The organism is Brevibacterium permense, from assembly GCF_025506275.1.
Classification (GTDB): domain Bacteria; phylum Actinomycetota; class Actinomycetes; order Actinomycetales; family Brevibacteriaceae; genus Brevibacterium; species Brevibacterium permense_A.
In genome coordinates this window covers 61,257-74,923 of sequence record NZ_QYCP01000095.1, presented here as the reverse complement: position 1 = coordinate 74,923, position 13,667 = coordinate 61,257, and the positions used below count along the sequence as shown (strand labels likewise).

At 63.6% G+C, this 13,667-nt stretch carries 12 protein-coding genes; 7 read left to right on the top strand and 5 right to left on the bottom strand.

The annotated features are described in order from the left end of the window. Positions 1-16: 16 nt before the first annotated feature. Positions 17-1,282, bottom strand: a complete 1,266-nt coding sequence (locus D3I60_RS16665) for an SLC13 family permease (protein ID WP_262777736.1) — start codon at positions 1,280-1,282, stop codon at positions 17-19. 311 nt (positions 1,283-1,593) lie between these two features. Between D3I60_RS16665 and D3I60_RS16660 the strand changes: the two genes are divergently transcribed. The 5 genes from D3I60_RS16660 to D3I60_RS16640 all read left to right on the top strand — a co-directional run bounded on the left by D3I60_RS16660 (position 1,594) and on the right by D3I60_RS16640 (position 6,798). After that, a complete protein-coding gene (locus D3I60_RS16660; protein ID WP_262777734.1) occupies positions 1,594-2,070 on the top strand; it encodes a YybH family protein in 477 nt (158 codons plus the stop codon). Then, complete coding sequence (locus D3I60_RS16655) at positions 2,067-3,440, top strand: purine-cytosine permease family protein (RefSeq protein WP_262777732.1); 1,374 nt, start codon at positions 2,067-2,069, stop codon at positions 3,438-3,440. Before D3I60_RS16660 ends, D3I60_RS16655 begins: the two co-directional genes overlap by 4 nt. A gap of 121 nt (positions 3,441-3,561) precedes the next feature. Then, on the top strand, positions 3,562-4,872 hold the full coding sequence (locus D3I60_RS16650) for a sensor histidine kinase (protein ID WP_262777730.1): 1,311 nt from the start codon (positions 3,562-3,564) through the stop codon (positions 4,870-4,872). After that, complete coding sequence (locus tag D3I60_RS16645; protein ID WP_262777729.1) at positions 4,869-5,519, top strand: response regulator; 651 nt, start codon at positions 4,869-4,871, stop codon at positions 5,517-5,519. Before D3I60_RS16650 ends, D3I60_RS16645 begins: the two co-directional genes overlap by 4 nt. 103 nt (positions 5,520-5,622) lie before the next feature. After that, on the top strand, positions 5,623-6,798 hold the full coding sequence (locus tag D3I60_RS16640) for a fatty acid desaturase family protein (protein WP_262777728.1): 1,176 nt from the start codon (positions 5,623-5,625) through the stop codon (positions 6,796-6,798). 4 nt (positions 6,799-6,802) lie between these two features. Here D3I60_RS16640 and D3I60_RS16635 read toward each other — a convergent pair whose 3' ends face one another. After that, positions 6,803-7,630, bottom strand: a complete 828-nt coding sequence (locus tag D3I60_RS16635) for a hydrolase (RefSeq protein WP_262777726.1) — start codon at positions 7,628-7,630, stop codon at positions 6,803-6,805. Positions 7,631-7,735: 105 nt separating this feature from the next. Beyond that, a complete protein-coding gene (locus tag D3I60_RS16630) occupies positions 7,736-8,920 on the bottom strand; it encodes an ABC transporter permease (RefSeq protein WP_262777724.1) in 1,185 nt (394 codons plus the stop codon). A 91-nt stretch (positions 8,921-9,011) separates the two neighbouring features. On the opposite strand from D3I60_RS16630, the gene D3I60_RS16625 reads away from it, so the two are divergent. Next, complete coding sequence (locus tag D3I60_RS16625; RefSeq protein ID WP_262777722.1) at positions 9,012-9,614, top strand: TetR/AcrR family transcriptional regulator; 603 nt, start codon at positions 9,012-9,014, stop codon at positions 9,612-9,614. Between the two features lie 13 nt (positions 9,615-9,627). Here D3I60_RS16625 and D3I60_RS16620 read toward each other — a convergent pair whose 3' ends face one another. Continuing rightward, complete coding sequence (locus D3I60_RS16620) at positions 9,628-10,374, bottom strand: MgtC/SapB family protein (protein WP_262777720.1); 747 nt, start codon at positions 10,372-10,374, stop codon at positions 9,628-9,630. 105 nt (positions 10,375-10,479) lie between these two features. Next, entirely contained in the window at positions 10,480-12,876 is a 2,397-nt protein-coding gene (locus tag D3I60_RS16615; protein WP_262777719.1) for an ABC transporter permease, read from the bottom strand. 133 nt (positions 12,877-13,009) lie between these two features. Here D3I60_RS16615 and D3I60_RS16610 point away from each other — a divergent pair, with 133 nt between their 5' ends. Continuing rightward, a complete protein-coding gene (locus tag D3I60_RS16610) occupies positions 13,010-13,666 on the top strand; it encodes a TetR/AcrR family transcriptional regulator (protein ID WP_262777718.1) in 657 nt (218 codons plus the stop codon). Position 13,667: the final 1 nt, after the last annotated feature.

Here is a 13,667-nt window from a genome sequence, read left to right as displayed (position 1 = left end):
CCTCGGCCCCGCCGGTTCAGCCGCTTATCACGGTCGGCACCGCGGCGACCACCCAGGCGAGTCCTGGCCCGATGAGGCACATGAGGCCGGCGTAGCCGATCATCTGTCTGTAGTAGCGGTCGCGGATGTTCGGATGGACATTGGCCAGGAGCATCGCGCCGTTGGTCGAGAACGGACTGATGTCGACGATGGTCGCGGCGATCGCCAGCGCCGCGACGAACCCTCCGACATGCACGTCGCCCGACTCGAGGAACGGCACCGCCAGGGCGATGACGACACCGATGATCGCCAAGGACGACGCCAGCGCAGAGATCAGGCCGGACATGTAGAACAGCAGCAGCGCTGCCACCAGGGGTACACCGATCGCTGAGATGCCGGCCGAGACCCATTCGACGGTTCCGGCCTCCTGCAGCACGGCGATGTAGGTGAGCACTCCGCAGATGAGGATGACGATCGACCAAGAGACCTTCGACATCGCGGCCTTGCCGGCGGCAGGGTCGAAGGCGGCGAGCACTACCGAGATCGTGATGGTCACCAGGCCCACATCCCAGCTGAAGATGATCACCGACAGCGCCATCGCGATGAGCCCGATCAGGGTCGGGATCTGAGAGCGTGTGAGACGGATGGTCGTTCCGCGGTCTGACTCGGGCTCGGGGTCGGGGTGAGCCCCATCTGCCTCCGCGCGCAGTCCTGGCCGGCGACGGAGGACGAACCAGACAACGACCGCGAACACGGTATTGAAGATGAACGGGGCGAGGAACAAGGTCAGCGGCGCAGGGGTGAGGCCGTTCTTCGTCAGATAGTCGTTGATGAAGATGCCGTAGACGCTGATGGGCGAGAACGCGCCGGCCAGGGCACCGTGGACGACGAGCAGACCGACCATGAACTGATTGATCCTATGACGCCGCGCGAACGACAGTGCCAGCGGCGCGATGATGGCCACGGCGAAGAGCGCCCCGAGCGAGATGAGGACAGCTGTCAGTGCGAAGAAGATCCAGGGCATGAGTCCGATGCGCCCGCCGACGAGCCTCACGCACCAGCGGACGATCAATTCGATCGCGCCGTTGTTCTGGGCGAAGCCGAAGAGGTAGGTCAGGCCGACGAGCGTGAGGAAGAGGTCGACGGGAAATCCTGCGAGGAACTCTTCGGGTGCCTGGTGCAGGACGAGGCCGCCGACGCCGGCGGCCGCGATGAAGCCGAGCAGGCCCATATTAATGTCCCGCCAGGTTCCGATGACGAACATCAGACCGAGGACGATCACGCAGATCAGTTCTGCACTCATGGGTTCAGCTTCTCCTTCGAACGTCAGCCGGAGATTGTCCGGCGGCACAAGGGCATGCGATTCAAATTAATGCATATCACCCGGTGCGATCGGGTCCATTCGGCATATGAACTCACAGCGACGCTCAGCGGAAGGACTCAGTCGCCGATTCGCCGCTTCGTATAACTGAGGGCAGAATTCGTCCATCGCGGATAGTGCGGACGATCACAGACTCGTTAGTGTGTCATTCAGCTTCATCGGGCCGCACGTGAGTCGTTTGGACTCAGCGCGGCATCCTCCTTCTCTCAGTCTGCGAAAGGTCGCCGTCGATCATGAACGAATCCACACCGGAGCCCAGCGAATTCGATGTGCTCACGGCCGCCTCGGCGATCGTCGATGCTTTCGCCGCCACGGATACTCAGTCGTATTTCTCCCGATTCGCCGAGGACGCCTCCTTCGTCTTCCACCCCGAAACACGACGCCTGAACACTCGTGCGGAATATGAAAGGGAGTGGGCTTCGTGGTTGGCCGACGGTTGGTCAGTGGCCGCCTGCGCCTCATCGGACCAGCTCGTGCAGACCTTCCCCGGCGGAGCCGTCTTCTCCCACACCGTCGATACGACCGTGAACACCGCACACGGGCGGGAATCGTACCGCGAACGCGAATCGATCGTCTTCCGCCGCCTCGGTGACGGTGAACTCATCGCCATCCACGAACACCTCTCCACGGTCCCGGACCCTGCCGACAGCTCGTCGGCAGGGTCCGGGACCGCCGAGAGCAAGCCCGGCGCCGAGGAGGTCGCGCAGTGAACTGGTACCGCCGTTTGGAACAGCGATTGGAATCCGGCCAGGATTCCGGAGTCATCCGCGGAACCCTGAGCGGGGGACGGATGTTCATGATCTGGCTGGCCGCGAACCTCGTCGTCACGACCCTGTTGACCGGAACCCTGTTCGTCCCAGGCGTCGACTTCACCACAGCGGTCATCGTCATCATCGTCGGCACGCTCATCGGCACCTTCGTGCTCACGCTCATCGGCAACATCGGCACCCGCACGGGCCTGGCGACCATGGCCATCACCCGCGGTGCATTCGGCGCCAAGGGCAGCTTCCTGCCGGTCGCCGCCAACGTCATCATCCTCATGGGCTGGAGCTGGGTGCAGGCCATGTTGGCGGGAATCAGCGTCAACTACGTCGTCGCCCAGACGACGGGATTCTCCAACCCGATCCTCTTCTCCGTGCTCTGCCAGGCGCTCGTCGTCGGACTGGCGATCCTCGGCCACGAAGGGATCGAGAAGGCCGAACCCTGGTTCGCTCTTCTCATCCTGCTGGTCATGGCCTATGTCTTCGTCATCGCGTTCACGGGACACTCACCCGGCGAATACGCAGGAATCGAGAGCCTGCCGGAGCTCGAGTTCACTCCGGTCCTCGCACTCGATATCGTCATCTCCACAGCCATCTCCTGGACCGTGTTATCCGGCGACCTCAACCGTTTGGCCGGGACTCAGAAGGCCGGAATCGTCGGATCGGGTCTGGGCTACCTGACCTCGACCGTGCTGGCGATGCTGCTGGGTCTCACCGCGTTCAGCTTCATCCTGCTCGACGGGGGAGACCCGGCCGAATTCGACCCGACGGCCCTGGCCGCGGAATTCGGGTGGGCGCTGGCCATCGTCATCTTCCTCTCGGTCATGGCCACGAACACGATGGTCGTCTACGGAATGGTCAACTCCGTCGTCGGCGCACAGAGCAAGACGAAGCTGAAGTTCCTGCCGACGGCCCTCATCCTCGGCGCGATCTCGATCATCGGATCGACCTGGCTGGCCCTGCTCGACCAGTACACCGACTTCCTCACGATGATCGGGGCGTTCTTCGTCCCCGTCTTCGCCATCCTCATCGTCGACTACTACATCATCAAACGCGGTGCCTACTCACCCGACATCCTCAAGGTCTCCGGCGGCCTGTACTCCTACACTCGCGGAGTCAATTGGGTGGCCGTCGGTGTGTGGGTTCTCGGGGCGTTGGCGTCCTATGTGCTCACCTACGCCTATCCGAGCCCGATCGGAGCGACGATCCCGTCCTTCGCCATCTCCTTCGTGCTCTACCTCGCGCTGTCCTGGGGCAGCCGAGCGAAGTTCGCGGGAACTCGGCATGCGCACCTGGCCGACGGGATCCGCGGGAGCTGAATGGGGTGTTCTCGGTTCCGGGCCGGGAACTGACCACTATGTGCCGTTCCCAGGTGATGAAGCAGCACAGGCGCTATGATCGCAACGGTCGGCCGGAATCACAGAAGGGAACCGGGTGTCTGTGATTGTCACGAAAGTCTTCGACAGGTTCATGCCCCCGAACCGTCGACTCAACCCCGAGGCGCTGGCCTGGGTCGCGGTGATCGTTCTTGCCATCGTCATGCTCGCGGTGGAATCGTCGATCGCCGTCTCGGTCAATGAGGCCCCCGTCGCATTGGCCTTCGTCATCACCATCGTCCATGTCGGGTCCATGCCGCTGTCCATGCTGCGCCCGCTCTTCGGCACGATCATGTCGATCGCAGCCTGCACTGTGCTGCCGCTGCTGGGGCCGCTCGTGTCGGGTGTGCCGTGGCCGTGGATGGTTCCGATGATGATCACCCAGATCGTCATCATCCTCATCATCGGCCTCCGCGCCCACTGGGGAGTGGCCCTGGCCGCACTGCTCGGCAGCATCGCAGGTTCGGCGGTCGCGGTGCTCATCACTCATCTGCTCGTCGCAGGCACCCGCACCGACGGCGCCATCGTCAACATCCTCGTCTACTCCTGCATCGCCGGCGGCGTCTACCTCGCCGCGGTCATCATCCAGCAATGGCAGCTCATCCGCTCCCAACTGGTCCAGGAGAAGGAGAACACCGCGGAGGAGCACTCCAAACGGGTGACCATCGAGGAGAAGGCGCGCATCGCCAGGGAACTCCACGACATCGTCGCCCACAGCATGTCGATCATCAACATCCAGGCCTCCAGCGCACCGTTCCGCCATGCTGGGATCGACTCAGAAGTGGCCAAAGAGTTCGAAGACATCTCCACCTCCGCCCGCACAGCGCTGACCGAGATGCGCGGACTGCTCAGCGTCCTGCGCAACGATGAAGGCGGAGGCGAACTGGCGCCGCAGCCGAAGTTCTCCGAGATCGACCCGCTCATCGAGAAGGCCCGACAGGCCGGAGTGCAGGTCACCGTCGAACGCAGCGGCGACCCGATCGACCACCTCATGCGCGACAGCACCGGACTCGCCGGCTACCGCATCATCCAAGAAGCCCTGAGCAACGCGATCCGCCACGCCCGCAACTCCGCCATCGCCATCCGCATCCGCGGTGGCAGCTCAGCCGTCTGGATCAGCGTCACCAACGACCACGGCGACGGTCCCGGCGAAGCCGCGAAGCACGAGAAGCACAGCCGGCAGGGACTGATCGGCATGCGCGAACGGGCAGCCTCGGTCGGTGGGGAGATCCGCAGCGGAGCCACTGCCGACGGAGGCTTCGAAGTCGAAGCAGTGCTGCCGCTTTCGCCCCGCGAACGCTCGACCGACGACAGCGAACCGAGTGCCGACACTTCGGTCACGGACACTTCGGTCACCGATAAGGAGACCCCATGACCAGAATCGTCATCGCCGATGACCAAGCGATGGTCCGCGCCGGCTTCGCCGCGCTGCTGAACGCGCATGCAGATATCGAGGTCATCGGACAGGCCGAAGACGGTGCACACTGCGTCGATCTCGTCGCCGACCTCGACCCCGATATCGTCCTCATGGACGTCCGAATGCCGCTGATGGACGGAATCGAAGCGACCCGCACGATCGTCGCGGCGAATGCCGAGACCCGGATCATCATGCTCACCACCTTCGACATCGACGACTACGTCTTCGACGCCATCCGCGCCGGGGCCAGTGGTTTCCTCCTCAAAGATGCCCCGCCCAGTGAACTCGCCGAGGCGGTCCGCATAGTCGCCGGAGGCGAAGCGCTCCTGGCCCCGAGCGTGACGAAACGGGTCATCGAACACTTCGCCACCGGAGGACAGAAGCCCAACCGCACAGCGCTGCCCGAACTCACCGACCGAGAACGCGAAATACTCATCCAAGTCGCCCGCGGAGCGTCCAACACGGAGATCGCCGCGAGCCTGCACATCGCAGTGCAGACCGTGAAGACCCACGTCTCCCGGATCCTGTACAAACTCGATGCCCGAGATCGCGCCCAAGCAGTCATCGCCGCCTACGAGTCCGGTCTCATCGTCCCCAACAGCTGAGTTCTGCTCCCGTCCTCACCTCGGACCCCCTACCCGAGTAGGGGGTGAAGAACGGCTCCTAGGGGTGACGAAAAACGGCTCGGACATCCATACGGTGGGAACCATGAACCCGTCTGACCTCATGACCTTCGAACCGTCTTCCTCAACTGCGACCGCACTGTCGACTCCGGCACCGGATCGGGCCACCCGGGCGGAGGTGCTCGAACGCAGGCGAGCGAAGAGGGGAACCGCTGAACAGGAGTTCACCAGCGACTTCAGCGCGCTGATGGCGCAAGTCAAAGAAGAGGGCCTGCTGGCCAGACGGCCGGGCTGGAACACCCTGCGCTTCGTCCTCCTCGGACTCGGCTACGTCGCGTCCTTCGCCATGCTCTTCCTCATCGGTGAGAGCTGGTGGCAGATGGCGACCGCAGTCGTCTTCGGCGCACTGTTGACCCAGACTGCCTATGTCGCCCATGACGCAGCACACCGACAGATCTTCACCAGCGGTAAAGTCGGGGAGTGGGTGTCGACGATCATCGGCAACCTCTTCATCGGACTGAGCTACGGTTGGTGGCTGAAGAAGCACAATGCGCTTCACCATGCCAATCCGAACAAGGCCGGAGTCGACGGAGACATCGCTCCCGGCGCCCTCGTCTTCACTCCTGAGGATGCACGTGAACGCACGGGCTTGGCCAAATGGTTCGCCGCACGTCAGGGCTGGTTCTTCCTGCCGCTGCTGACCCTGGCCGGCCTCCAGCTGCACGTCGAATCCGTCAAAGCCATCGTCCGGGGACAGTCGTCGATCAAACGCCGTTGGATCGAAGGCGTCCTCATCGGAATCCGCCTCGTCGGGTTCCCCGCGCTCGCCATCTGGGCGGCAGGTCCTCTCATCGGCAGCGTCTTCTTCCTCGTCCAGCTCGCCGTCTTCGGCGTGCATATGGGCGGATCATTCGCCCCCAACCACAAAGGCCAGCCGATCGTACCCAAAGATGTGAAGATCGACTTCCTGCGCCGTCAGACGCTGATGTCACGCAATATCTCCGGCGGTCGCTTCATGGGATTCCTCATGGGCGGTCTGAACTATCAGATCGAACACCACCTGTTCCCCAGCATGCCGAGCGTCAACCTGCACCGGGTGCAGCCGATGGTCCGCGAATACTGCCGCCAGAAGGACATCACCTACACCGAGACGACCCTGCTTGAGTCCTACAAGATCATCATCGCCTACCTCAACCGGGTGGGCCTCGGCGAAGCAGACCCCTTCGACTGCCCCGTCACCGCGCAGTTCCGGTCGCGCTGAGAACTCAGGTGAGGTGATCGTGGTCGCCGGAGACCCATTCGGCGTAGCGTTCCGCCGAGGTCTGCACCGCAGAATGCGCACCGGTGCCGATCGACTGACCGAAGTTGCCGTACATGCGGTCGAAGTCGAGATCGATCACCGAGGCGGCGATGCGCCTGACGACCGCGGCCGATAACGGCAGATAGTTCGGGAAGCTGCGCATGAACGTCACCCACCCCGATCGCGCCACCGGACCGATCGAATCGCCGCTGAGCATGACCCCGGCGCCGTCGGCGCCCGTCCAGACTGCAACCGCACTGCCGGGGAAATGACCTCCGGTCCTCCGGAGTCTCACCCCCGGCACCGGCTCCGCCTCATGGAAATAGGGGCAGACGGCCCGGCCAGTCCGCTGCACCCAATCGAGGTCGGCCCGGCACACGAAAACGGGAGCATCGTCGAAGGCGGCGCTCCATTCCAACTGCGTGCCGAACATGTGCGGGTGGCTGGCGGCGATGGCCGCAACTCCGCCGAGGTCCCGGACCGCCGCGACCGCCTCGGCGTCGATATAGGCGGGGACATCGAAGAGCACATTGCCGGAATCGGTGCACGCGAGATAGCAGGTCTGCCCGATCCCGACCTTCGGTTCGACGCGGATGGCGAAGAGACCGGGCTCCCGCTCCGTGGTGGTGATGCGGTGGCCTTCGGATTCGAGGACTGCCCGAGTCGTCCACTGTTGGCCGGAGGCAGGAACCCATTGCCGATCGTCCTCGCAGATCGGACACAGCTGTGGGGGAGGCGTCGTCGTCTCCACACCGCAGGTGCGGCAGATCGTCACATCCGAAAATGCCACCATGTCATCCTCTCGGTTCCACAGAGGAAACCACAGACTCCCACCGAGCCTAGTCCTCACATGAAGTGAAGACCAGGATCGATGGGAGCCCAACGACGCGGCAGCTTGTCAGTGGGCGGCGGCGTGCGCCTTCCTGTGGGCGATGACGTGGCCGACGAGGATGAGCGCGATGCCGACGACGAGCCAAGCGCTGAGCACCCACCACTGGAGAGCCATCGGCGCGTCGGGGAAGTAGGAGAGATCGCGCAGCAGCGCGCCTGCCGCGCCGGGGACGAAGAACTGACCGATATCGCCCCAGGAGCCGGCGAGGAACTCCTTCGGCTGATTGAGCGAGGCGATCGGATTGCCGATGAGCATGGTGAGCACCGCACCGAACGCGATGCCGGCAGGGCCGATGAGGGAGACGAAGCCGTTGATCAGGCCGACCGTGGCCGCGATCGACAAGCCGATCGCCAGCGCATTGATCGCGAAGTTCCCCTGCAGGATCCCGAACCAGGTCTGCATGATCAGGGCCAGTGCCAGTCCTCCGACGACTCCGTAGACGATGGTGCCGACCAGGCGCATCCGCCGTGACCGGATGCCCATGCTGGTGAGCACACCGCCGACGATGCCGCCGAGGGTCAACGGCAGACCCGCGATGGCCAGGCCCGCACCGGAGGGATCGTCGTCGGAGAGCGGCACGACGTCGGTGATCCTCACCTGCGGAACCTCCATCGCCGAGGCGGCCGGACCGGCGCCGTCTCCAGCTGGGTTGCCCTGCGGCGGGGCCTGACCGGAGGCAGCGGCCTCGAGAGCGTTCTGCATCTGCTCCTGCATCTTCTTCGTGCCTTCCTGGAGGCCCGAGATCGCCTGTTGGTCGATGTTGTGCTGCATCTGGGTGCCGATTCCGCTGAGCTGCTGCGCGACAGCAGGGGAGGCGGCCTTGGCGATGAGGATCTCCGGTTCGTCCTCGAGGACGAAGGCGCCGTAGACCTCTCGCTGTTCGATGAAGTTGACCGCCTCGGCGCGTGAGTCGACGGTCTTGAGGTCGAGCATGCCGTCCGGGGCGTTCTCAGCGATCTGGTCGATCTGCTCCGCGTCTCCGACCGCTGCGATCGGCAGGTCTGTGGGGTCCGAGGTCACGGTCGGCCAGCTGAAGGCGAGCATGACGAGGCTGACGACGGCGGCTGCGAGGACGGCGACGAGGAGCGCGCGTCCGAACTGTGGGGGAGCGGCCTGCGCTGCCTTCTCCGGTGTCTCGCTCACTGCCGGGTGATCGGCCTTGTCTTCTCTGCTGAGTATCTGGGTCGGCATGTCTGTCCAATCATCGAAAACGAATACTCGTTCATTATGAAACCATCCGCTAAGATATATCAAGAAGGGTCATTCGTTTTTTGGGGGAGATGTGCCGAAGGTCACCGAGCAGCACAAGAGTGCGATGCGTGCCAGGATTCAGGATGCGGCGCTGGCCTGCTTCGCGCGCAGGGGGTTCGCCGGTGCGTCGATGGCCGACATCGTCAAGGAAGCGGGGCTGTCGGCCGGAGCGGTCTACGTCTACTACGCGTCGAAGGCAGACCTGATGATCGACGTCGCCCGCCGGGTGATGGAGCCGCGCATGGCGGTGCTCGAGGCGGCCAAGTCCAGAAGTGAGGTGACACCTCCTGCCGAGGTGTTCGTCGAGCTCATCGATTCCCTGCTCATCGACAATCCGTTCGCTTCGGTCATGGTTCAGGTCTGGGGAGAGTCTTCCTACGACAAGGAGTTCGCGAGTTTCGCTGGTGGGGTCTTCGAGTCGCTCATCGAAGAATTCACCGTCTATCTTGCTGCCTATCTGCAGGATCAGCGGGGAGCGGACGCTGAAGGCGCGCGTGCTCGTGCCGCGACCATGGTGCCCGGGCTGCTGGCAATGATCCAGGGGGCCGTCGTCCAGGCGACCGTCTTCGGCGAATCCTCCCGGCTGCGGGTCCGCGCCGGAATCGAAGCAGTGCTCTCCAGCGTCGACTACTGAGTTCGTCGGCTGCTCAGACGGAATCGCCGTCGTCATCGAACGAGTGGACGCGGTCTTCGCGCATGCTCACCGTATCGACGCCGCTGAGTTCCATGAGCGGGGCGACGAGCAGGTGCAGAGGCCGCTTTCCGTCGAACCTCACATCGACCTGCACCATCCGCGTCTCGTCGGGGGACTCGAAGCGGCGCGAATCGACGATGGTATTCGCAAAACCCATTCGGCCGGCCAGAGCGAGGATCTCGCGGAGGACACCGGCCCCGTCGTGGTAGGTGATGCGCAGGAGTTTGCGGTGGTCGCTGTTGGGGATCTTGCGGATGAGCGGCGCGATGACGAACAGTGTGAACAGGTGCAGGGCAGTGAGCATCGCGGCCAAGGGCAGCATTCCCGCACCGCAGGCCATTCCGACGGCAGCGGTGACCCAGATCGTTGCGGCGGTGGTGAGTCCTCGGACCATGTTGCGTCCTTTGAAGATGACTCCGGCGCCGAGGAAGCCGATTCCGGAGACGATCTGCGCGGAGATTCGTGAAGGGTCGAGGCGGACGTCGTTCTCGAGCACTCCGGCGAATCCGTACGCGGAGATCAGAGTGAAAGCGCAGGTGCCGATGCCCACGAGCACGTGGGTGCGGTACCCGGCGGCCTTCTGCCTGAACTGCCGCTCGAAGCCGATGAGGGAACACAGGACGAAGCTGGCCAGCAGCAGGCCGGCTTCCAACAGGCCGGTGCTGCTCATGATGTTCTCAAGCGACGCGGAGTTGACCATAGTGCCTTCACCATAGCCCCACCCTCAGCGAACAACCCCCAATTACTACCTGACGGCGGCCCAGCAACCTCGCGCGAGGTAGCTGGGCCGCCGTCAGGTAGCAGGTCAGACTGTGGAGGGGATTGATTCCTCGTGAGGTCTGCGGCTGCGGGTCTGGCCGTCGCCGGCGGTCGGGGCCCGGCGATCCGACTCCTGTGCGTCAGCGCCGTCGTCGACAATGGACCCTTGAACAGTCTGGTACGACTCCTGGCCGAGCGCGGAGTCCTGATCGGCCACCTCGGCTTCGGACTTCGCAAGGTCCGGGGGCATGCCCAACGCCAATGCCAGCTTCCGCTGTTCCTTGGCGATCTCTCGCTCGCGTTCGAGGTGGAGATTGCCGAAATCATGGGCCGTGCGCGGCGGCTTGACGCCATCGATGAGGAAGACGATAGCCAGCGACACCAGTCCCCACAGGCCGAGGACCTGCAGATGTTCGGTCACGACATCGCCGTCGAAATACAGGATCGAGCGGATGGTCTCGACCGAGGCGGCCATCGGCAGGAAATCGTGCAATGTGGCGAAGAACTTCGGCACCATATACTGCGAGAGGGCTCCGTTCGACGACGGCACGCCGGCGAACATGAGCGTGCCGATGACCGGGATGATCGCGAACATGCCCAAGAGCCTTTCGAAGACCATGGCGAACATGGAGATGCAGGCGATGGCGATGATGCCGGCGCCCCACAGTGCCGCGAAATGCCCGTCGACGGCTCCTGTGATCGGACCGGCGATGGTCGCGACGACCAGCGACATGAACGGTGCGTAGACGACGATGATCGGCAGCATCCGCTTCAGCGGCCTGGTCCACGGGTTGGCGTTAGCGGCAACGATGACGACCATGAAGCCGGCGAGAATCCATCCCATCGCCACGTACATCACAACCACGCCGTTCTTATCCTGATCGGGCAAGGGCTTGAGGTTGTCGATTGTGAGATCGGAGTCGTGCGCTTGAGCCACCTGTTCGAAGACCTGCACGGCCACACGGTAGGAAGCGTTGTTGCCGGCCTGGTTGGCCAAGAGCTCGAAATCCGGATTCTTCTCGCTGGGCAGGACGAGCGCGGCGACCTCATTGCGGTTCTCCACAAGCCGACGGGCCTCGCCCTTGTCATCGAGCGCGGTGAACTCGAACTTTCCGTCCATCTGCTCATCGAGCTGCTTGATCGTGTCTTCGGCCTGTTCGATCGAGGACCCGACGACCGCGACCGGCATGTCCTTCGGCGTCGGCGAATGCATCGCTCCGAGCATGAACGTGATCATCATGGTCACCATCGCCAGCGGGAAGAGGGTCAGGGAGATATAGCGCATGAGCTTCGTATCCGGCCTCCGGCCGCCGTGGATCGCGGCCACATTGACATCCAGCGGCACAGGGTGTTCATTGCGCTTGGCGTAGAAGTGGTCATAGACCTTCGTCAGCAGCAGACCGGCCACCGCGCCGAGGGCGAGGACGAACAGGTGCCCGGTGACTCCGTTGCCGTCGAAGTAGAGCACGGAGCGCAGGGACTCGCCGATCGCCGGCATCGGCAGGAACTCGTGGGTGAAGCGGAAGAACTTCGGCATGCTGTACACCGGCATCGCCATATTCGACGACGGCATGCCGAGGACCATGAGGAGGAGGATCCCGAGAATCACCCCCAGTGCCCCGACGAGGCGGGTGATGAAGAGCTGGACGGACGAGATGGCGAAGACGCCCAGCCAGGCGATGCCGAGGACGGCCACAGTGTCCTTGACATCGACGACATCGAGGATCGGGCAGGCCACGGTCCACACGAGGCCGGCGATGGCAGCCGACCACCCAGCGAGGATCGGCACGATGCGTTTGAACTTCAGCAGTTCAGGCGAATTCGACCGCAGAACGCTGAAGGGCATGTAGCCGGCCATGACGATGGAAGTCATGAGGAACATTGCCGCCATTCCGGACGGATCGTTGTCCGGCAACGGGACGATGTCGTCGGTCTTGACCGTGAAGCCGTCTTCAGTGAGCGCGGGACGCACGAGCTGCTCGACGGTGGTCGACTGTTGGACCCCGGCTCCGCTGGCGGTGACGATCGTCGCGGTATCGCCCTTGACGATGATCGCCGCCGAGGCCTCCCTGTCATAGACGTCCTGGCGGGCGTCGTAGACATCATCGGTTGTCTCGATATCGAAGGCGTCGGGTTCGGCGCCGTTGATCGCAAATGTCACATCATCGGCCTTGGCCGATGACCCCGCCACCACGATGGGCATGTCGTTGGCTTCGGGGGAGTGCATCGTCCCCAGGTAGCTCGTGATCATCATGCCCACGAAGATGAGCGGCATGAGGAAGATCGCAAGGGTGCGGCCGATGAATTCGGCTTTCGCGCGTTTGGCCGCTGCTTGGTCCTCGGTGGTCACAGTCGTGCCGGCCTCGGAGGCGGAAGCCGGGTGCGATGTCGGGTGCTCGAACTCGAGGGCCTCTTTTCTCGTTCGCGGTTGGCTATCGGACATTGTCGTCCCCTTCAAGGATCGGAAGTCGTATGATCTTCGTCGACCACGGTGAACTTCGCCAGTTTAAGACACGTGACTTAAAATCGTAAAATCGAGAACTTGTGATTTCGAGAGCGAATGGAAAGATGAGGGAATGACCATCCAGAGTGACCGGGCGCGGGATGCCCTGCTCGACGCTGCCGAAGAGCTGTTCGCGCGCAACGGGATCGATGCGGTATCGAACAGGCGCATCGTCGAACACGCGGGGGCCGCGAATCACTCGGCGATCGCTTACCATTTCGGCGGCCGCGAGGGGCTGCTGCGCGCACTCGTCGAGCGCCACCATGACGAAATGACTCGGCGCAGGCGTGAGCTGACGGAGCAACTGGGCGGGACACCGAACATCCACGAGCTCGTCACGACTCGTCTTCGCCCGCTCATCGAGCTGCTCGACAGTCTTCCGAAGCCGAGCTGGCGGGCGCAGTTCATGTCTCAGATCTCGGCTGTTCCCTCCGCCGTCGAGGTGGCCAAAGAGGTGATCGGGAACGCGGACCTGCCCGATGACCTGAGATTCATTAACGGAGCGGTCGACGGGATCCCCGAAAGGGTTCTGCGCGGTCGCGCCTATCTGCTGGGGAGCATGGTCGTCGGCGTCTGCGCCGACCAGGAGGCGAAGATGAATGAAGACGCCAATAAGGGCAGCTGGGAGCAGGTCGGCCGCTTCCTCATCGATGCGGCGGCGGGAATGCTGGGCGCACCGGTGACCGCCCCGGACGGCGCTGTGCGCTACCCGAGCGTTCCCCTGCTCTGAT